Below are 21,006 nucleotides of genomic sequence, written 5' to 3'. Positions count from 1 at the left end.
GCTCAGACGTTGCTATCGGCCATCAGGCGCACGACGTCGTCCAGCGACGCACCGCCCAGGATCGCGGCCACCGGAAGATCGCGGTTCAGTTCGGCCTGCACCCGCTTGCGCAGATCCAGTGCTTGCAGGGAGTCGAGGCCGAGGGCGATCAGTGGGACGGATCCATCGATCACATCGGAATCCGCTGCCCCCATCACCTTTTCGAGTTCGACACGCATCTGCGTGGCCAACGATGGGGCGTTCGCCGCCACTGTGGCGACCGGCGCCGCACCCGCTGTGGCGGCAGGCGCCGCGGCGGCGACCGGTGTCGCAGGCTCGACCGGCGGTGCGGTGGACGGCGCAGGTACCAGTCCGGCCACCGCCGCGCCATGCCCGTACGCGCTCGAGATCTGGTGCAGCAGCGACCAATCCGCGGAACAGACCACCGCGTCGCCGGGCTGATCGGACAGTCCCGCCGCGATGGCGGCAGCCGGATCCATCGGGATCACGCCCGCGCTCGACACCCGCGACGCTCCGGCCTCATCCAGCTGGCCCACCACCGCCCACAGCCCCCACTGCAGCGATACGCAGTCGATGCCCTGCGCCCGCAACCGGTGCGCGGTGACGTCGAGCATCCGGTTCGTCACCGCGTAGAGGATCTGCCCGCGTCCGCCCATGGTGGCCGCGAAGGACGAACACAGCACCACCCGGCAAGCCTCGGTACGGGCTACTTCAGCCAGCACGTGGTCGAGGCCGATGAGCTTCGATCGGGCGGCGGTCGCCACCATTTCCGCAGTGATGTCGGCCAATTCGGCGTCGACATAGTTGACCGCAGCATGGATCAGCAGGCTGACGGGTCGGCTCGCGCTGTCCTCGGCGTACCGGCGAACGGCCGCCGCATCGCTGATGTCGCAACGGGTGACGACCACCTCGGCGGTACCCAGACCGCGGATCCGGTCCAGCTGGCCCGCTACCGCCTCGGAAGCACCGGTACGGCTCAGTAGCGTGATCCGCGCGGCCCCGGCCCGGACGTAGTGTTCACAGAACCGCAGCCCGAGTTGCCCGGTGCCGCCGACGATCAACACGTGCTCGAGGTCCGCCGCGGCTCCCGGTGCGGACGTATCGGGCCGCAGCCGCTTGACATAGGTGCTGCCCGCGCGCAATGCCAGCTCGGGCTCGCCTGCGGTGTGCAAGGCGCCGATGATCCGGATCGCTTGCTCGGCAGCCGCTTCCGTGGCCGCGAGGTCGAGGTGGCGCAACCGCACCTCGGCGTACTCGGTGGAGACGGCGCGGAATCCGGCGCTGACCGACCCGTGGAACAGTTGCGGCACCGGATCATTCGGCACGACGGCTTCACCACCGACCGTCACCAGCCAACATTCGGTACCGGGCCGCAATCTCGGCAAGCCGTGCGCCCACGCCCTGGTGGCGAAGAAGTCGGTGATGTCGGCGACCGACCCGGCGCTGTCGGTCTCCGGCATCGGTGGCAGCAGCACCACTGCGGTATCGAACTCGTCGACCGCTGCGGCGTCGGCTGCGGTGGCGGTCGCACCGTGCCGGTCAGCCGCGGAAACCATGGCGGACACCAGCTCTGCGCACCGGCCCGTGTGGTCGATCAGCGCGATGCTGCGTGGCGGAACCAGCGATCGACGGTCCAGCCGCTCCCAGTGCTCCACCAGACGTTGCGGTTTCGGCGGCTCGTTCGGCTCGACTCGCGCGGCCGGGTCGACGGGGTATGGCGCCCACAGCTTCTTGGGATTCATCCGCGTTGCCGGGAAGTCCCGCAACGGCAGCGAGACCGTGGTCGAAGTGCGCAGCGCCGCCCACCGGTAGTTCAGATCGTGCACCGCGACGGTGGCCACATTCCGAGTGAACTCGCCGAGCCCCGTCGCGGTGCGTCGCGACGTGCCGATCACCTGCACGTCGCGCGGGGGCAGCATCGGATCGCGCGGTACCAGGGTCAGGTTCTCCTGGACGGCCAGCTGCAACATCGGATGCTCGGAGATCTCGATGAACATGTCGATGCCGTCGGTGGCCGCCGCGACGATGGCCCGGTCGAACCGGACCCGGTTGCGCAGATTCCAGTACCAGTACTCCGCCTGGGCCAGGTCGGGGGTGATCAGCTCGCCGAGTGTGGCTCCGTAGCAGGGGATCTCGGCCGGGGCGAAGTTCGGGCTGCTCAATTCGTCACCCATGAAGTTACCGACCTTGCGGCCGATCTCGACCACCATGGAGGTATGCGCCGGGTAGGCCACCCGGATTTCCTTCGCGAACTGCCCGCGCGCGGTCGCGGTGGCCACCGCGTCGACGATGGTCGCCCGGTCGCCGGAGATGGCCAGGATGTGTGGCGAGTTGACCACGGACAGCTCAGCCCAGCCGGAGTGCTTGGCCAGCAACGCTTCACAGGCTTCGCGATCCATCCCGAGCACGGCCATCGAGTAGCCGTCCGGGCTGAGCTGATCCACCAGCATGGCCCGATGGGTGACCACCAGCACCGAGTCACGCAGCGTCATCACACCGGAGACCGCGCCGGCCGACAGCTCGCCCTGACTGTGGCCGATCGTCGCGGCCGGGCTGACCCCGGCCGCCTGCCACATCGCGGCGAGGCCGGTCATCTGGAACAACAGGGCGGGCTGCACCACCTGGACGGTGTCCTCGAACCGGCCTTCATCGCCGAGCAGGTAGTGCAGCGGCTGCGCGTGACCGTATCGGTCCTCGAAGATCGTCGCGCATTCCTCGATGGCCGCGCGAAACGTCGGTGAGCAGTCGTAATAGACCCGCCCCATGCCGGGGCGCTGACTGCCCTGGCCGGGAAAGATGAAACCGATGCGATGCGCGCGGGCCGTCCCTGCCGTCGCAATCACTGCCGGATGCTCGGCGCCGGTGGCGATCGACCGTACCGCGTCGCGGAGTTCCTGGTGGGTGGTCACCATGGCGAGCGCGCGCCGTCGCCGGGCGACGCGAGTGCGAAATATCATGTCCGCCACCCGATCCGGGGACACGGCGGGGTGTTGCTCGAGGTAGGCCAGCAGCACCGCGGCCTCGGCGCGCAACCCGTCGTCGGTGTCGGAGGACAGCAGTACCGGGATGGTGCCGTCCGGCAGTCGATAGTCAGACATCGGTTTCCTCCAGCACGGGCATGGCCAGGACGGCGTGTGCGTTGGTACCCGCGACACCGAACGAGGAGACGGCGCCGTAGCGGACACCGGCTACCGGTTCCCATGTCTCGACGTCGGTGGCGAGCCGCAAGCTCGTTGCCGTCCAATCGATCTCGGTGGTCGGACGGTCCGCGTGCAGACTCGGCACGACGGTGCCGTTCGCGCCGCACAGCAGCACCTTGATCAGGCCCAGCATCCCCGCGGCCGCCTGGGCGTGCCCGGCGTTCGACTTGACCGAACCGAGCCACGGCCCGGCGGTGCCGCGCTCGGTGGTCCCGTAGGTCTTCGCCAGCGCGGTCAGCTCCAGCGGATCGCCGACCGGGGTGCCGGTGCCGTGGCCCTCAATCACCCCGACCGCGGCCGCCGCGATCCCCGCCGCGGCCAGGGTGTCGCGGATCAACCGCTCCTGTGCCTGCGCGCTGGGCACCGCGATCGGCGCGCCCTTGCCGTTGTGGTTGATGCGGGAGCCGAGCAGACGCCCGTAGACGCGGTGGCCGAGCTGCCGGGCCCGCGACTCGCGTTCCAGCACAACCACCCCCGCCCCTTCGCCCCAGAGCGTGCCGGTCGCGTCGGCGGCGTACGACCGGCAGTGGCCGTCGGTGGCGAGGGCGTTGTTCTTCGAGAATTCGTAGAAGGCGGCGGGCGAGCCCATCACGCAGACGCCGCCTGCCAGTGCCCACTCGCATTCGTCCGCGCGGATGGCCGCGGCGGCCTGATGGACCGCGGTCAGCGACGACGCGCAGGCGGTGTCGACACTGATCGACGGACCGATCAGGCCGAGCGAGTGCGAGATTCGGCCTGCCACCGCACCGAGCGCCGAGCCGGTGACCCGATACCCGCTGAACTCGTTGACCTCGGCCGCGCGCGGGCCGTACTCGCTGGTGGATACGCCCATCCAGCATCCGGCCGAATCACCCTCCAGCGCACCGGGATTGATCCCGGCATGCTCGAGCGCCTGCCAGGCGACGCGCATCGCGACCCGCTGCTGCGGATCCATCGCGACCGCTTCCCGTGGCGTGATGCCGAAGAACAAAGGGTCGAATTCCGTTGCACCGGTAAGAAACCCACCGGCATCACGGACATTGCTCCAGCCTTCGATATTTCCGAGCGCGAGAACTTCCGCTATCGGCCATTCCCGATCGCGCGGAAATCGTCCTATCAATTCACGGGACTCGATAAGTACTTCCCACAGCGCGGACAGGGTATCGATACCGCCCGGCGCCTCTACTGCCATTCCGACGACGACGATCGGATCATCCGTGCTCGAGGTACTCATCATGTCCTTCGTTCGACCGCTAGGCGATCGCGCTGGTAGCCGACACAAGCAATTCAGCGATGCCGTCGATATGTTCGTTCAGGTAGAAATGTCCGCCGGTGAACACGGTCACCTGGACATCCGTGCGGCTATGGGCCGACCACGCATACAGATAGCGCGGCGTGATGAACGGGTCCTCGTCACCGCCGAGCACCTGGATCGGCGCGTCGATTCGCACATCCGCCGCACAGGAGTAGGCGTCGAATGCCCGGTAGTCGGCCTTCATGACCGGCAAGGCCAATTTCATGATCTCCCGGCTGGCCAGCACCTCACCGCCGGTGCCGTTGAGCACGGCGGCATGGTCGAGCAATGCTTCATCGTCGTCCGGATGGTCGGGCAGTTCGGCGACTTTCGCGGGCGCGGCGGTCGCCGAGGGCACGAGAAGGCGGACATTCATACCCGCGGCCTCGGCCAATCGGACGAACTCGAATCCGACTATCCCGCCCATGCTGTGCCCGAAAACGGTGATCGGCAGGCCACGGTTGTGCGCCGAAGCCCGAAAGGCCTCGAAGGCGCCTGCCGCGATCTCCGGCAAGGTCGCCAGCGCCGCCTCACGGGCGCGATCCTGACGACCGGGGTATTGGAAGATCACCACATCGAAATGCGCACTGAGCCGCTTGGCCATCACTCGATAAGCAGAGGCGCCGGTACCCGCATGCGGAAAGATCAGCAGTGGCGGCAGTGAATCAGAGCTCGGCGCCTGGAATTGCCGCAGCCAACCGAGTTCCCGTGCCATGCCCTACTCCTACCCATCGCGGATATTGCACCGGCAGTCGTTACCACCCGACGCGCGTACGACCCGAAATGGCCGCCACGCATTCGCGAAACATCCGATGCTGCCGAAATACGTTGTACGCCAAAAGAAACCGCCGGTTCGGTGCGATATAGATGACGCCGCGTACCCAGCCGCCCAATCTTGCAGCGTAAGCTTAGCGTAGGCTACCCTAATGGCGATAGTGACTTAGGTAACGGACGAACGGAGCACCATGCCGAGGAATGGAACGGGGACGCCGTACGTCTTTCCCCGCGAGCTGACCGACATTTCCGACGATGTTCGTGAAGCTCCCGAACCGGTGGTGCCGAGCTTCTCCGATCCTTATTCGCTGCGCACGGTCGACCCGGACAGCGCCGACCCCGAAACACTCGCCGACTGGATGGCTCGCCCGCATCTGCTCGAGACCTGGGAACAGGCCTGGTCGGCGGAGCGGCGGCGGATCGACAGCAGGGCGCAGCTGGCCGGAACCTACTCGCGGCCCTGCATTCTCGGCTTCGATTTCGCGGCCGTCGATCGACCCGACCTCGGCCGTAGCGACGTCGCGTATATCGAGCTGTACCGCGCCGCGAAGGACGAGATCGCCAAACTGTACGAAGCCGACGCGCTGGACATGGGCTTCCACATCGCCACGGCGGACCCGAGCCTGGTGGGCCGGGGCGTCATGTCGGCGTGGATCGGTCAGCTGGCCACCGAGGTGTGGCGCGCCGAGCCGCAGTGCCGACGGCTGATGTGCGACCCCGACTATCGGAACCTGCCGATGCGCAAAGCATTGCAGAAGAACGGCTGGCGCCATCTCGGCGAGTTCGACATTCGCCCCGATCGCCGGATCTCGCTGCACACCCTCCCGCGCGAACCCGAGGATATGCCCGCCCTGCGGCGCTGACCGCGCAGGCACGTCCGATCCTTACCGAACCACCAGGCGCCGGGCACCGGATCCGGCACGAGCCGGCTCCGGGCTCAGCACCCGATCCGAAAGCTCCCCCAGGCAGCTCAGATTCGGAAACCCCGGCCCCTGCGCGAGTGCCGCGAGGTTGGGTAGATACAGCTTCGACGCCAGCCCGGACACCGCCAGGTCATAGCCGATGGACGACTCGAGCCGCGGCTGGGTGAGTGGGCCGCCTACCGCGAGCTCGAGCAGATCCATTGCGTAGGAGTCGAACAGCTCGAGGAACCACAACGGCTGGCCGCCGGTGGCATCGATCGCCAGGTCGAAAGCGTGTACCTGATCCGCGCGCAGTTCGTTGCGCAGGGTGACGGCCACCCCGTCCGCGTGGTCGGCGACGCGCACCACTCGGCCCTGCAGGTGATGGACTCGGTTGTCGCCAAGCAGGTTTTCCTGCACCCGCACCGAGAAGACACCGCGGTCGGTACGGCGGATGACATCTCGGCGCTCCTGCATGCTCAGCGCCGCCCATTTGCTCGGATCGCTGAAAAGCGCGTTCTCGAAATAACTTTCGCCGCGGGTATAGATGGTCGCCATCGGCGAGATCACCGAGATGGTCAGCATCTCGTGCCGGACCAACTCGTCCAGGGCGGAGCCTGCGGTCTCGCCGCCGCCGATCACTGCGGCTCTGGACGCCGCAGGCAGTGCGCGACGCCCGGCGAGTTCCCAGAACTCGGCGATACTGAGGATGCGCGCATGCTCGGCCAGCGTCTTGGTGCTGCGCCCAGGCCCGGTGATCATCAGACCGTCGGCGGCCAGCTCGGTGTCGCGACCTTCGGCGTCGGTCACCGAGACCGACCATCCGTTGTCCCCCTGCCGGATCGACCGCACCGTGCCGATGACCAGGTCGAGGTCGATCGCGCGGGCGACCCACTGCAGGTACCTGGCCCAGGTGTGGTGGTGCGGGCTCGGGCGCCCTCGATCGATCCACTCGGCGAAGGTGCCGTGCTCGACCAGGAACGAGGTCCAGCTGAACGCCTTCATCGCCGCGTTGATGGCCTGGTTGTGGCCACGCGCCCAGGTCGAGCGGTACGGGAAGCCGATGTCCTTTTCCGGGCTGGTGCCGAGCCGGTGCTGTCCGTCGGTCCAGCCGCCGCTGGGCAGCCAGTTGCCGCCGACGGCATGCGCCTCGACCACCACCACCCGCGGCGCAGGCAGTCCCAGGTTCCGTAAGACGTGCGACTTCGCCGCCACCGCAAGGGCTTTCGGCCCCGCGCCGACTACCAGAAGTGTCTCCACCGGTTCTCCACTCTCGCGCGCAGTGTCATTGATGTTGCGTTCGCGCCCACAACAACAATCCCCCGCCCAGCTATGTTTGCGTAGGCTTACCTTATATTGCGAGAGGGTTGGCCGCACAATGGCATCACAGGCAAACGATTGGATGGACAGAATGCTCCGCACCACAACAAAGAAGTCGGCGTCGTTGATCGCGCTCACCGCAGCAACTCTCATCGGCACCTTCGGCTCGGTCGCGACCACGGTCCCCGCGGCCGCAGCGCCGATCGTCGCCCCGATGCAGGCCAGCGCACCCGGCCCGGGCGAGCTGAAGGCAAAGCTGCAGGTCGTTCTGAACACCGGCGCGGCGCGGTCCGCCCGTGCCGCCGAACTCGAAGCAGGCGAGGCAGGCCTGCCGCTGGCCGATCAGGTCGGCACCGCCATGGCGGCCACCCCGCCCAGCTTCCGGTGGAACATCCTCGGCCCGGTGACAGTCAACGGCGATATCCTCGGCGCCACCCTGCAAACCGCGGTCGATGGCTATGACCCCTTCCATTTCGATCTCACCTGGAAGAACATCGACGGCACCTGGAAGCTGACTCGCGAGGCGCAATGCACCATCGCCAGCGTCGCATTCCTGCCCTGCACCGTGTAAATAACTGCGCTACAACGGAAATGGCCTCCCGCGCACCGGAGGCCATTTCCGATTGCCGCGGTGTGGTCTACGACACACGAGATTACCCGACGTTCTTAGGTTAGCCTTACCCACATGGGTAGAGGATTCGAAGGCTTGATGCTGAAGGCGTGGCGCGCCGAGGACTACCGACTCACCGTCACGTCGACCGAGACCATCACGGACAAGTTCGTGCGGCTCGGCTTCTCCGCCGGGGGGCTGCTGGAAGACCACGCCGTTCATCCGACGCAGTGGGTCAGACTGTGGATACCCAACGGGGAGAAGGAACATCAGCGGGGCTACACGCTGGTCGACCCGGATCCCGCGGGTGACCGCTTCTGGATCGACTTCGCGATACACAACGGCCCGGCCGCCGTCTGGGCGCAGAACGCGACCGTCGGCACCCAGATCGATGTGTCGGTGCTCGGCTCCGACTTCCAGCTACCGGAGCCGATGCCGAGCGAGTTCGTCGTCTTCGGCGACACGGCGTCACTGGCCGCGATCAACTCGCTGCTCGACGCGATCGGCGACACCCCGGCCCGCGTGTGGCTGGAATGGCAGTACGAGTCCGACACGACGCTGCCGGTACGGAACAAGCCGCAGCACCAGGTGACCTGGCTGCAGCGCGTCGACAACGGGCGACTGCTGCGCGAACAGGCGCAGCAGCTGGAGATCCCGAAGGACGCGTTCGCCTGGGTGGCCTGCGACGGCCACACCACGCGTTCGATCGTCAAGTCGCTCAAGACGACCCACGGCCTGCCCAAGACCTCGATCAAGTCGCAGGCTTACTGGAAGTAGGTCGCCGGCGGTATCCGGCGGGGTAGCCACTCATCCCCGAGGATGACCTCGATCGCGACCAGCTGTCGACGCGCACGCGGCAGTAGTTGCCGCACGCTGGTACTCAGGGCCGGTCCCGCGGACATCCGCGGACCGGCGTCGGAGTGGAGGTCAGCGACGCATGTCGGTCATGGATGTTCTGCTGGCGCTCGGCGCCATCGTGTTCGCGGTGTCGGCGGTCGCCTCCCGCCGGGTCGCGCGCCGGGTGGCTCCCGTGGTGGTGCCGGTGCTCGTCGTCGGCTGTGTCGTCCAGTGGTTGGTCGAGGGGTTCTACTGGCAGTTCGCGCCGACGTATGTGCTGATCGCGGCGGCGGGCGGATTGGTTGTCGCGCAGGCGAAGTGGGCCGCTGACCCGACGGCGACCCGTGCGCGACGGCTTCCGCTGACGCTGGCTCGCGGTGGTGCCGGGTTGCTGATGGTGCCGGCGGCGCTCGCCTGGGCGGTGGTTCCTGTTCCTGACCTGCCGCGACCGACCGGGCCATATGCGGTGGGTACCGAGATCTTTCGCTGGGTCGACCGGGACAGGCCGGAGCCCGCAACGGATTCGGCCGACGATCAGCGCAATGTCATTGTGCAGGCCTGGTATCCGGCGGATCCGGCGGGCGATGGTCGACCCGCTGTGTATCTCGACGGGCTGAATCAGCTGCCGGAGCAGGTCACGGTGCTGCCGGGCCTACTCATGCGCGGTTATCACCGCGTCGATACCCATGCTCGGCTGAACCTGCCGGTCAACCCCGACCGGGCCCGCTGGCCCGTCGTGCTGTTCTCGCCCGGATACGGTGCGCCACGCGCCTTCTACACCGGGTTGATCGCCGATCTCGCCAGCCGGGGCTTCGTGGTACTCGCCGTCGATCATCCGTACGAGGTCGCGGTCACCGAACTCGCCGACGGCACCATCGCGACGCCACGGCAACACTTCCCGGACAACGACCCGGACGGATCGCGCTATATGAGCGGTCAACTCGATGTCCGAGCGGCGGACCTGCGCTTCGTGGTCGATCAGCTGCAGCGACCGGATACGCTGGGGCCGCGCCTATCCGGTCGCCTGGACACCGAACATGTTGCTGCCGTCGGTCATTCGTTCGGAGGCGCGGCCGCGGCGGCTGCGCTGGCCGACGATCCCCGCCTGATGGCCGCGGCGAATATCGACGGCACGTTGTACGGCACGCTGCCCCAGCGGTCGCTGCGGAAGCCGTTTCTGTTGGTGCAGAGCGATTATGCGGAGACCGAACACTCCGAGCAGTTCCTGGACGGCAACGGGTCGTTGCTCGCCCGGTCGACCGCGCCGGGCTTTCGGTTCGAGATCGCCGAGGCCAACCATTACAGCTTCACCGACGCTCCGCGCTTCCTCGCCGACCCGGCCCGGTTCCTGGCGGCGCAGTTGCTCGGCGGCGCGCGCGGACCACGGGAAACCCAGCGGGCCACCAACGACATTCTGGTGGCATTCCTACAGGAGCCGCTCGGGGCGGGGCGTGCCGATCCCGGTGCGGCGGCGGCCCGCTACCGGGACATCCACGGCGGGCCGGTGCGCTGAACGCCAGCACCCTTGCGCCGAACTCGAGTCCGAGCGGTTGGCGTTCAGCGCCGGCTCAGACCACCGCTGGTTCCAGCCGCCATCCGGTCGCGCGGGAGCGTTCGTTCCAGAAGTCGGCGTAGCGACCACCAGCGGCCAAAAGCTCGCTGTGCGTACCGCGTTCGACTATCCGACCGCCGTCCAGGAACAAGATCTGGTCGGCGTGTGCGATGGTGGCGAGCCGGTGCGCGACGACGATGACCGTTCGGTCCCTGGTGAGTTCGTGCATGCCGCGCACCACCACCGCTTCGCTGTGCGGGTCGAGCGCACTGGTCGCCTCGTCGAGCAGCACGATCGGGGCGTCTTTGAGCAAGGCGCGGGCGATGGAAACCCGTTGCCGCTCACCGCCGGACAGCGCCGCGCCACCCTCGCCTACCAGCGTGTCCCAGCCGTCCGGGAGCCGTTCGACGATCTCGTCGACCCGCGCGGCTTCGGCGGCCCGGCGCACTTCGGCGTCGGTGGCGTCCGGTTTGCCGATGCGGATGTTGTCCGCCACCGACTGGTCGAACAGGTACACATTCTGAAAGACCAGCGACAGCTGGTTCAGCAACGTCTCCGACGGTTGGTCCCGCACATCGTGCTCGCCGACCAGGACTCGGCCGGCGTCGACGTCGTAGAACCGGGCCACCAGCCGCAACAGGGTGGTCTTACCCGCACCGCTCGGGCCGACGATCGCGGTGGTGGTTCCCGCAGGCACGCTGAACGTCAGGTCGGTGACGACCGGCTCCCCTGGCCGGTAGCCGAAGCTCACCTCGTCGAACACGACTGCCGGAACACCGGGCGTCACCGCGGTCTTCGCCTCGGGCAATACCGGTTCCGCGAGCAGCGCGCCGACCCGGTCCGCGGCGGCCGCGGCAGAGCGCAACGCATTGGCAAGCTGCGCAGCCTGATTCAGCGGCTCGATGAACCGGGAACTCACCGCGATCAACGCGATGGCGGCGGCCGCTGAGATCGCGCCTTCGGTCATCCGGCCCACGGCGACATAGACCAGGAGGAGAAACACCGCCTGCACGAACAAGCCGAACACGATCAGGCCGGGCACCGTCGCGAACATGAGCCGCGAAATCGCGGACCGCTGGCCGAGCAGCGCCGCCTCCAGCGCACGGTTGCCGGCCCCGACCGCACCGAAGGCCCGCAGCACCGGCTGTGCCTGCGCGAACTCCAGTACCCGCGCGTCCGCTTCGGCCGCGGCCGCGTGCATCCGCGCATCGGAGCGGGTGTAGGCCCGGTTGGCCAGGCTGTTGATCGTGTACAGCACGGGCGCCGCGAGCAGCATGGCGACCGAGATCCGCCAGTCGATGAACAACATGCCCACCGCGACACCCAGTGGCACCAGGATGCTGGTGATCACCTTGGTCAGCAGATAGGCGACCAAACCCTGGATTTCCCGGACATTTTCGACGACGACCCGGGACAGCACGCCCGCACTCTGCGACTCGAACCAGCCGAGCGGCAAGGCGTTGAGGTGATCGCCCAGCCGGGTCTGCAGTCCGCGCTGCATGCCGACGCCGATGCGCAGGCCGATCACCGCCTGCACGAAGCCGAACACGACGACGGCCGAGACCGCGGCCACCATCCACAGCGTCCACATCCAGGCGCGGGCCAGATCGTCATCGAACAGCGCCTCCAACACCGGGACGAGCAGCAGATAGGCCGCCGCCTGGCTCAGCGCCTGTGCGACGATCGCGGCGAGCAGTTTCGGGGTCAGCGGATCGAATTCGGCTGGCACCAGCCCGAGTACCTTGCGAATCATCAGTGCTCCTCCGTCTCGGCGAAGGCGATCGCACCGAGAGCCGCCTCGTTGATTTCCCACAGCCGCTGATAGGTCCCGCCGGCGTCACGCAGGCTGCGATGGTCGCCCCGTTCTACGAGGCTTCCGTTCTCCAACACCAGGATTCGGTCGACGCCGGTGATGGTGTGCAGCCGGTGCGCGATGACCAGAACGGTGCGCCCGGCGACCAGCACCGCGAGCGCGTCCTGCACCGCCGCTTCGGATTCCGGGTCGGCGAAGGCGGTCGCCTCGTCCAGCACGAGCACCGGTGTGTCGGCCAGCAGCGCGCGGGCGATCGAAAGCCGCTGTGCCTCACCGCCGGACAGGACGGCGTCGACCCCGATCTCGGAGTCGTAGCCGCGCGGCAGCGCCACGATGCGGTCGTGGATCTGGGCGGCGCGGGCCGCCTGCGCCAGTGCCGCGTCGTCGGCGTCCGGCCGGGCCAGCAATAGGTTGTCCCGGACGGTGCCGCCGATCAGCCGAACGTCCTGGAAGACGAAACCGACTGTGCGATAAAGCTCTTCGGTCGGGTAGTGCCGGATATCCCGGCCGCCGATGGTGATCCGGCCGGAGCCGACGTCATAGAACCGGGGCAACAGCTTGGCCAGTGTCGACTTGCCCGACCCGCTCGGGCCGACCAGCGCGGTGAGGGTGCCCGGTGTGAGTTCGATGTCGATGTCGCGCAGGACATCATGGTCTGTGCGATAGCCGAACGTGACGCCCTCGAAACGCACGACACCGGCCGGGCCGGCTGTCGGCTGATCCGAATCGGGTGCGTCCGTGCTCAATTCGGGCGTCTGCTGTAACTCGTGCAGCCGGACGGCGGCGGCACCGGCGGTGCGCAGCGCCTGCGTGCCGTACCCGAGCCCGAGCAGCGCGCTGCCCAAACCCAGTCCGACCAGCAGGAATGGCAGCACATCCACCGGTTCCACCCAGTGCAGGCCGACGCCGATGAGGCCGGCCAGCACGATCACCAGCATCACGAAGACCGGCGCGACCACCAGATCGGAGCCGGATTGCAGCCGGATCATCGGGGTCTTCAACCGGTCGAGGCTCGCCGCCTGGCCGTCCACCGCCTCCTGGAATACGCTGTGCGCCTTGCCCGCCTGGCCGAATGCCCGCACCACCTGGATGCCGTCGACGAATTCGATGGTCGCCTCCTGGGTGCGGCGCTCCCAGCGGTTGTAGACCGTCAATCGGTCGCGGGCGTCCTGATCCAGCATCCTGCCGTAGGTCACGGCATACGCGACCAGCGGAACGAGCAGCACCAGGGCGAGCCGCCACTCGACAGTGAACAGGTAGCCGAGGGTGACGAGCGGGACGGTGAGCGCACCGACGAACTCCAGCCGCGCGTGCGCCACCAGGTAGTGCAGCGCCTCGACGTCGTCTTGCAGCAGCTTCTTCACCGCACCGGCAGAGCGATCGCCGAACCAGCCGAGCGGCACCCTGGTCAATTTGGCCGCGAGCAGCCTGCGCAGCGACAGCTGGTAGTTCGCGTCGACCAGATGCGACCAGGTCAGCGCCACCGCTTGCAGCAGGCCACGCACGACGAGCACGACAACGGCGACAAGGAGCAGCCGCCAGACCCGATCGGTATCGACCTGGTCGGCCAGCAGTTCCCGGCAGGCCTCGACGATCAGCACGAACGGCAGCACGGTGCATACCGAGGCGACGGCCACGATGATGCTCGCGAGGGTGAGTGCCCGTCGCACGGGCGCCAGGATCTCCTTACGCGCCAACGCTTCCGCCTTCTTGCGCGCTTGCTGCGCCGCGCGCGGCGGCCGGTTCCCCGTCTCCGCCACAGGTAGCGGCGCGACCTCCACCGTCATAGTTCGTTGCCTCTCGCCATCATCACCAGTGCTCCCCCCGAACCGGCTCATCGTCACACAGGCCCGAGCCCAAGAAGATAGGTTAGCCTAACTTTGGCTGTATGGGGGTTTGCCGGCGATCCGCTATCGCATCACCGGCAACACCGCACTCGCGCTCCGCCCGGTCGCGGCCTCGATGAAGTCGACCGGGTCCGGCACGGCGGCCAACACCTGCACGACACTGCGCAACGTGGCCTGCGGCACCGGCGGGCCAGCGACCGCCGCGATCAGATCGAGCAGGTGCACGGCGAGGTCGACGATGGCCACCTCGAGCAGTGCCTGATAGGTCACGGCACCGAGGTGCGGATGCGGCAGCACGGTGGCCGGATCGATATCGCCGAGTTCGGCGAGGGCTCGCGGGCCGTCCTCGGTGAAGCGGCGCAGCAGCGCGTCGGTGTCGATATCCTCCGCCGTTTCGCTGGCTTGCACGGCGATGTCGTCGGCTGCCGTATGCGCTAAACCGCCGGGGGCGTTGAAGATTCGCAGAATCTCTGCTCCGTGGACAGCTACGGGCGGGCCCGTCACCTGGGCGTCACGCATCGTTGCCATGATCGCGGGATCGGGCGCTACATGCGCGAACAACGCGCGCACCGACCAGCCGGGCAGCCGTGTCGGCGTCGCCCATTGTTCCGCCGTCAGGACAGCCCCACGTTCAGCCCACGATCGCCAAAGTTCGTCCAGCATCTCGGTGTTCATTCGACCTCCTTCAGAAATGCGCGTGTTTATCGCCGAATAGCTTGTCGCGCTGCGGACTTGTTTTGGCTACCTGCGAAAACGGCTTCGTACACAAGGCTTTCCGATGTGCATCACATCGGGGAACGCTCCATGAACGGTGCCTCGACCAGGCCCGATAGCGCGGGTACATGGCTAGCTTTCACCATACGGAAACACCACATTGGAGTCGTGAATATGTTTGTTACACGGATCATTTCCACAATTTCGTCGTGTTCTATCGACCCGGGTGCGCTGACACCGGATCAGGCCCACCGCGCCATGCAGGTGCATTTGAACTGCAGCGTGGATATGTGCCGGATGCGCCGCCGAGCACGCCGGACGTTGGTGGAAGCCCGGCGGATGGTCCTCGATGAGCGAGCGACGCCGTAGCCCGATCGCGCACCCACCGGGACGGACCGGACCGCGACAGCCGAAATGCGCCGATCAGGAATCGTCCCGGCTGTCGCGGTGTTGTCCCGAGCATGACCACAACGGCCTCCGAACGATCCGCTGCTGCCCCCGTCGTCGACCCGAGCACCCCCTTCGGCGCCAAGGTCGTCGAGCGCCTCGCCAAAGAACCCGTCATCTGGCTGACCACCGTCGGGGCCTCCGGCACCCCGCAACCCAACCCGGTCTGGTTCCAGTGGGGCGACGACGAGTTCCTGCTGTTCAGCAAGCCGGACCAGGCCAAGCTGCGCAACCTGGCCCGCAACCCGCGCGTTTCGCTGAACTTCAACGCCACCGAGTGGGGCGGCGATGTCGTCGTGTTCACCGGCACCGCCCGCATCGATGACGTGGCCGCCACGCCCGACGAAATCGCCACGTACACAGCGAAATACACCGATGGCCTGAAGGACATCTCGATGACCGCCGAACAGTTCTTCACCGAGTACTCCGCTGTGGTCCGGATTCGCCCGGATCGCCTGCGCGGCTTCTGAATTCGCGCCGATCATGTTCGAACCCGCACCGCCGTCGGCCGCCTGGCAGCATCGCGGCGCGCGCACCGGTTTCGAGATCGCCTACTTCAAGGTGACCGAGAGCGGCGTGCAGATCGACGGATGCACCACCGCGGTCGAGGACGGCCGCGCGTGGGCGGTGGACTATCAGCTCACCCTCGACCCGTCGTGGCGCACCCGGCGAGCCAGGGTCGCGACCCGACGCCCCGGCGGCTGGCACACGGTCGCGCTGGACACCGACGGCGCGGGCAATTGGACGGTCGACGGGGTGCCGCACGCCGGGCTGAGCGGTTGCCTCGATGTCGATCTGGAGGCTTCCGCACTGACCAACGCGTTCCCGGTACACCGGCTCGGCCTCGACGTCGATGCGACGATCGATGCGCCGGCGGCCTACGTGCACGCCGTCGGATTGGCGGTGACCCGGCTGGAGCAGGTCTACGGCCGGATCGCCGACGACGGTCCGCATCAGCGGTTCGCCTACCAGGCACCGCAGTTCGATTTCCGTTGCACGCTCACCTATGACGAGGCCGGTTTCGTCCTCGATTACCCGGGCATCGCGGTGCGCGCCCACTGACCCGGGAGCGCGCGGCGAAACCCCCGGCGACTAGGGTCGATGCCGATGAGAAGGCGGCAGCAACCGCCGTTGCCGAAGCGGCACGGCCTGGACCCGGCCCGGCTCCGGCTGCCGGAGGACGGCGACTGGGCGACGATTCGCGACCATTTGGTCGAGCGGCTGCCAAGGGTGGATCCGGCACGGATCGATGAGTTGCTGCGCGACGGCGGGATCGTGGATCTCGACGGCCCGATCAGGCCGGACGCGCCCTACGTTCCCGGCGGCGCGGTGTGGTTCCACCGCGACCTGCCGGTCGAGACGCCGGTGCCGTTCGAGCTCACCATCGTGCACCGCGACGACGACCTGCTCGTCGTGGACAAACCACACTTCCTCGCGACCATTCCGCGTGGCCAGCACATCCTGCAGACCGCGCTGGTGCGCTTGCGCCGCGACCTCGAGCTGCCAGACCTGATCCCGGCGCATCGGCTGGATCGGGTGACGGCCGGGCTGGTGCTGTTCATCATCAACCCGGCGCGACGCGGGGCGTATCAGACGATGTTCCACAAGCGGACCGTCCGTAAGGAGTACGAGGCGATCGCGCCGTACGATCCGGCGCTGAACCTGCCGCGCGTCGTGCGCAGCCGGATCATCAAAGAGAAGCACGTGCTCGCGGCGCAGGAGGTCGACGGCGAGCCCAATGCCGAGACCTCGATCGAGTTGGTCGAGCACCGCGACGGGCTCGGCCGATATCGGTTGCGCCCGTTGACCGGCCGGACCCATCAGCTGCGGCTGCACATGAACGGCCTCGGCGTCCCGATTCTCGGCGACGACTTCTATCCCGTGCTGACCGACAAGCCGGTCGACGACTTCACCCGGCCGTTGCAGTTGCTCGCCGCGTCGCTGGAGTTCACCGATCCGATCAGCGACCTGCCGCGCCGGTTCGAGACCACCCGCAAGCTGCAAGCCTGGACCGATCCAGTGGGATGGGCCGGCTGACAAGCACTGGCAGTCAGCCGGCCCGGGGCGCCCGCCGCGGTGGCTCAGGCCACGTCGGGCGCGGCTCCTGTAACTGAAACAAGTTCTAGTCACAGTAACCGGTGCGGCGCGCCACCACATCGAGACCGATGAAACCGGCCGATTCGGGTAAGCCGACCACAAATGACCGACCACGCGGCGGGACCCGCGCCCATCCGTACACTGGGCGGGATGCTCGCACAGGACCTCGCGGAAACCACGCCGCCCCGCCACAAATTGCATGCATATGCCGACGTGGCCGTGGTTGTCGTGGTCCTGGCGGGGACCAATCTGATCGCGCACTTCACCACCGCCTGGGCCAGCATTGTGACCGTGCCCGTGGCCGCCCTCGTGCTGCTGGCGTTGATGCGCCGACGCGGCATGAATTGGCATGAATTCGGGCTCTCCCCCCGGCACTGGCGACGCGGCACGCTCTACGCGCTCGGCGCGGTCGGCGTGGTGCTCGCAGCGGTGGCCATCGGGGCGGCGCTGCCGATCACCCGGCCGTTCTTCCTGGCCGATCGCTACGCCACCATCTCCGGCGCGCTGATCGCCTCGATGATCGTGATCCCGTTGCAGACCGTGATTCCCGAGGAGCTGGCGTTCCGTGGCGTGCTGCACGGCACGCTCGATCGGGTCTATGGCGCGCGCGGCGTCTTCGCCGCCGGCTCACTGCTTTTCGGGCTCTGGCACATCGCCTCGTCGCTGGGTTTGACCAGTAGCAATCGCGGGCTTGCCGGATTCGTCGGCGGTGGCGTCATGGGGCAGATCATCGGCATCCTGCTCGCCGTCGTCGCCACTGCGGCCGCCGGTGTCGTATTCACCTGGCTGCGCCGGCGCAGCGGCAGTTTGCTGGCGCCGATCGCGCTGCATTGGTCGGTCAATGGTGCGGGTGCGCTGGCTGCTGCCATCGTTTGGCATACAACTATGAATTGAGCAGCTGTAGTGGTCGATCGGGTACGCGCCCTTCCCATCACACACGCTGACGAAATCGCGCACGTCGCTTAGGAATTCCTTACCCTGCGTGCCGCCGTTTGAGACTCCATTTCAGCCCGAGCCCAACGGCGTGTTGCTTTAAGCGGCGTGTCACGCGAGCGTCCGAGATATTCGCACTGGTTTTCGAGCGTCGGCATTGACCTCGGCCGGTGGCCGGTTTAGCCTCATTGCGATCACACATACGTTCGAGCAAGTAGGTCTGCTGACGATCTGCTCCGGGAAGGCTCGCGATGCGCGACGAACAATCCACCGGTAGTTCCGAGATCGCCGCGTTGGCGCAGCGGGTCGAGACGGCCCGTGGCAAATTGCCGCTGCAGCACGACACGGCGCTGTTCGAGGTCTTGTCCGAGGGGGAGATCGGGGCGGAACGCGAGCTCGCGGAATGGGTTCGGGCGCAGCGGCGTAAGCAGCGGCGGCGGGCGGTCGAAGAAGAGCTGGCCGCGGAGAAGCGGGATCGCCGGACGGCGGCCAAGATTCGGCGCGCCGACGAGGCGGACGAGCGGTGGCATCGGCGGGCGCTGGCCGCACGCAGGCGGGTGTCGAGCGAGGACGCGCGGCTGGCCCAGCTCTACCGGCGCGCCGAATGGTCGTCGCGGGCGCTGATCGCCGTCGTCGTGCTCGGCATGGTGTGGGCGGGTGTGAACGTGCAGCACAATCTGGTGCCCAGCGGCGACATGTCCGATCCGCTGTACTGGTTGAGCTACGGGATCGAGGCGATGATCTCGATTCCGATCATCACCATCATGGTCGCCGCCACCACCGCCGCCCGCTGGGGACGCGAGCTCGCCCGCGGCAAGGTGATCTTCTTCGAGACCGCGCTGCTCGGCACCACCATCGCGTTGAACGCCGGGCCGCATCTGGCCACAGGTTCGTGGGGGCGCGCCGCGGAATACTCGATCGCGCCCATCATGGTCGGTGTCGTGATCTGGTTGCACGCGTGGGTTTCCGCGCGCTACGCGCTGCTCATCGATGGTGCGCCGGTGCTGGACCAGGACGCGACGGTTCGGCACCGCGTCAGCGAACGGGATTCGCGCGTCGGGCTCACCGTCGACGCGCCGGATGATCGGCGGTGGTTGCTCGGTGGAGTCGATTCCTACGAGGCGACAGTCGCTGCTCGGGTGCCTGGAGCTGATGCGGACGCAGGCTCGACGGGTGCCGATAGACATTCGGAGAAATCGCGGATCGACCATGCAGAGCCGACGGACAACGGGCATGCGGTGTCGCCGTTCTCGGCCGACAGCGCCGAGCGTGGGACGTATACGCCCGCTGAAAGCTCTCGCCCCGCGACCAACGGGCATGCCACGCGCTCGGTTTCGGCTGACGATCAGCGCGCGCCGGCTTCGGCACCGGTAGCGGGCCATTTCGGCACCAACGGCCACGTCACCACCAACAGCCATGTCACGACCAATGGGCATGTCGCAGCGCCGTTCTCGGCCATCAACGGCCATCCACTGCCCGTCGAGTTGCGCGACCCGCGTACTGCACCGCCCGTCGACAATGCGCGCCCCGCGACCAACGGGTCTGCGCTGCACGCTGATTCGGCCAACAGCGCACCTCAGGACGCGGCCGCCACCTCGAGAACGGCCGCGCAGCCGCCTTTCCACACCGTCGCGTCCAGCAACGGCCATGCGATCGCGACCAACGGCCACACCGTGACTAACGGCCACGCGGTCACCGACGACGGCAGCGCGTCAACGAACGGACGGCCGGTCAGTGGCGCCAACGGCACCACACCGCCCAACGACACTGCACACACCAACGACCACGCTGCCGACGGCGATCACGCCACCCGGACTAACGGCCCCGCCCCACAAGGCAGCGGCCATGCGGCGACGAACGGTCACGCCGTCACCAACGATCACGCCACCACCGACGGCGGCCGGCCCACGTCGACGAATGGTCAGCCGGTCAATGGCACCACCCGCACCACACCCAGCAGCGGCGACACCGCACACGTCAACGGACGCACTGTCGATCGCGACCGGACGCCGACGAACGGCCAGGCTTCGCACAACGGGCACGCGATGCCGCTGTTTCCGATAGACGACATGCCGCGTGAACCCGCCGATTCGGCGCCCACCACCCCGGCACCCGGGCCCATCGCGGACGCGTCGCTCGGCGACGAGCCGGAAGAGCCTCACCCTGGTGACCCCATTCGGAAGGCCGCAGCAACGATCGCCGACACTGTCGCACAGGCGATCTCCGGGGAAACGGTTTCTCGCCCCACCACCAGCCGCCGAAAGTCGGCCTCCACGAGCATCTCCGAGGCCGAGATCGAACAACTCGTCTTCGAGGAGAACCCTGAACCGCCGCGCCCCAGCCAGCGCACCGAGCCTGCCAGTATTGTCGGGCGCGCTCCCATGGCGGACATGGAGCCGGAGCTCCCGGACGATGAGGACGAGATCGATGAGGACGACGAAATCACCGCTCTCGCACACGAGATCGCCCGCCGCCGGATGTCGAATCTCTCCGTCGAGCAGCTCGCCGAGATCCTTCGTCTCGCCGACGAATCCTGGCTGACGCCGGGCATCGCCAACGAGGTCGGCGTCTCCCGTGCGGCCGTAGCCCGCGCGGTGGAGGCGGGGATCAAGGTCCGCCGCCCCTTCGCCATCAGCGGCTGATCGCGCGCGGGTCATTCCCGCTGGACAGCAAAGGGCTGCCCTCCG

The 21,006-nt window shown here is 67.6% G+C and carries 16 protein-coding genes; 9 read left to right on the top strand and 7 right to left on the bottom strand.

The features are described 5' to 3' along the window. Positions 1 to 2 precede the first annotated feature (2 nt). Genes nbtC through NN4_RS08580 form a run of 3 tightly spaced genes read right to left on the bottom strand, consistent with a single transcriptional unit; the run spans position 3 to position 5,188 of the window. Positions 3 to 3,098: a nocobactin polyketide synthase NbtC gene (gene nbtC, locus NN4_RS08590; protein ID WP_147129412.1), complete on the bottom strand. Its 3,096-nt coding sequence runs from the start codon at positions 3,096 to 3,098 to the stop codon at positions 3 to 5. Beyond that, a complete protein-coding gene (locus NN4_RS08585) occupies positions 3,091 to 4,413 on the bottom strand; it encodes a beta-ketoacyl [acyl carrier protein] synthase domain-containing protein (RefSeq protein ID WP_147129411.1) in 1,323 nt (440 codons plus the stop codon). The genes nbtC and NN4_RS08585 overlap by 8 nt, the downstream gene beginning before the upstream one ends. Positions 4,414 to 4,432: 19 nt before the next feature. Further along, complete coding sequence (locus NN4_RS08580; RefSeq protein WP_147129410.1) at positions 4,433 to 5,188, bottom strand: thioesterase II family protein; 756 nt, start codon at positions 5,186 to 5,188, stop codon at positions 4,433 to 4,435. A 250-nt stretch (positions 5,189 to 5,438) separates the two neighbouring features. Between NN4_RS08580 and NN4_RS08575 the strand changes: the two genes are divergently transcribed. After that, positions 5,439 to 6,110, top strand: coding sequence for a GNAT family N-acetyltransferase (locus NN4_RS08575; RefSeq protein ID WP_147129409.1), 672 nt, complete (start codon positions 5,439 to 5,441; stop codon positions 6,108 to 6,110). A gap of 21 nt (positions 6,111 to 6,131) precedes the next feature. Here the strand turns inward: NN4_RS08575 and NN4_RS08570 are convergent, their stop codons facing one another. Next, positions 6,132 to 7,409 (bottom strand): SidA/IucD/PvdA family monooxygenase, encoded by a 1,278-nt coding sequence (locus NN4_RS08570; protein ID WP_147129408.1) that lies wholly within the window; start codon positions 7,407 to 7,409, stop codon positions 6,132 to 6,134. Positions 7,410 to 7,551: 142 nt separating this feature from the next. On the opposite strand from NN4_RS08570, the gene NN4_RS08565 reads away from it, so the two are divergent. The 3 genes from NN4_RS08565 to NN4_RS08555 all read left to right on the top strand — a co-directional run bounded on the left by NN4_RS08565 (position 7,552) and on the right by NN4_RS08555 (position 10,429). After that, entirely contained in the window at positions 7,552 to 8,040 is a 489-nt protein-coding gene (locus tag NN4_RS08565) for an MTB12 C-terminal domain-containing protein (protein ID WP_246180778.1), read from the top strand. 114 nt (positions 8,041 to 8,154) lie between these two features. Then, positions 8,155 to 8,856 carry a siderophore-interacting protein gene (locus NN4_RS08560; protein WP_147129407.1) on the top strand — a complete coding sequence of 234 codons (702 nt, stop codon included), beginning with the start codon at positions 8,155 to 8,157 and terminating at the stop codon, positions 8,854 to 8,856. Positions 8,857 to 9,016: 160 nt separating this feature from the next. Further along, positions 9,017 to 10,429, top strand: coding sequence for an alpha/beta hydrolase family protein (locus tag NN4_RS08555; RefSeq protein ID WP_147129406.1), 1,413 nt, complete (start codon positions 9,017 to 9,019; stop codon positions 10,427 to 10,429). Positions 10,430 to 10,484: 55 nt separating this feature from the next. Here NN4_RS08555 and NN4_RS08550 read toward each other — a convergent pair whose 3' ends face one another. The 3 genes from NN4_RS08550 to NN4_RS08540 form a co-directional block, all read right to left on the bottom strand. After that, positions 10,485 to 12,221 (bottom strand): ABC transporter ATP-binding protein, encoded by a 1,737-nt coding sequence (locus NN4_RS08550; RefSeq protein WP_147129405.1) that lies wholly within the window; start codon positions 12,219 to 12,221, stop codon positions 10,485 to 10,487. Continuing rightward, entirely contained in the window at positions 12,221 to 14,068 is a 1,848-nt protein-coding gene (locus NN4_RS08545) for an ABC transporter ATP-binding protein (protein ID WP_147129404.1), read from the bottom strand. The genes NN4_RS08550 and NN4_RS08545 overlap by 1 nt, the downstream gene beginning before the upstream one ends. 123 nt (positions 14,069 to 14,191) lie before the next feature. After that, complete coding sequence (locus tag NN4_RS08540; RefSeq protein WP_147129403.1) at positions 14,192 to 14,803, bottom strand: maleylpyruvate isomerase N-terminal domain-containing protein; 612 nt, start codon at positions 14,801 to 14,803, stop codon at positions 14,192 to 14,194. A gap of 500 nt (positions 14,804 to 15,303) precedes the next feature. Between NN4_RS08540 and NN4_RS08530 the strand changes: the two genes are divergently transcribed. From NN4_RS08530 to NN4_RS08510, 5 genes are all read left to right on the top strand, one after another. Beyond that, positions 15,304 to 15,759: a TIGR03667 family PPOX class F420-dependent oxidoreductase gene (locus NN4_RS08530; protein ID WP_147129401.1), complete on the top strand. Its 456-nt coding sequence runs from the start codon at positions 15,304 to 15,306 to the stop codon at positions 15,757 to 15,759. A 13-nt stretch (positions 15,760 to 15,772) separates the two neighbouring features. Then, the gene (locus NN4_RS08525; protein WP_147129400.1) at positions 15,773 to 16,351 is read left to right on the top strand and encodes a putative glycolipid-binding domain-containing protein; all 579 of its coding nucleotides are present in this window, start codon (positions 15,773 to 15,775) and stop codon (positions 16,349 to 16,351) included. 45 nt (positions 16,352 to 16,396) lie between these two features. Further along, entirely contained in the window at positions 16,397 to 17,326 is a 930-nt protein-coding gene (locus NN4_RS08520) for an RluA family pseudouridine synthase (RefSeq protein WP_147129399.1), read from the top strand. 210 nt (positions 17,327 to 17,536) lie between these two features. Next, positions 17,537 to 18,280, top strand: coding sequence for a CPBP family intramembrane glutamic endopeptidase (locus tag NN4_RS08515; protein WP_147129398.1), 744 nt, complete (start codon positions 17,537 to 17,539; stop codon positions 18,278 to 18,280). A 290-nt stretch (positions 18,281 to 18,570) separates the two neighbouring features. After that, positions 18,571 to 20,961, top strand: coding sequence for a hypothetical protein (locus NN4_RS08510; protein WP_147129397.1), 2,391 nt, complete (start codon positions 18,571 to 18,573; stop codon positions 20,959 to 20,961). Positions 20,962 to 21,006: the final 45 nt, after the last annotated feature.

It is taken from the genome of Nocardia ninae NBRC 108245, assembly GCF_007990755.1.
Classification (GTDB): Bacteria; Actinomycetota; Actinomycetes; order Mycobacteriales; family Mycobacteriaceae; genus Nocardia; species Nocardia ninae.
The sequence above is the reverse complement of the archived record's forward strand: the minus strand, read 5'-3'. Positions and strand labels throughout refer to the sequence as shown.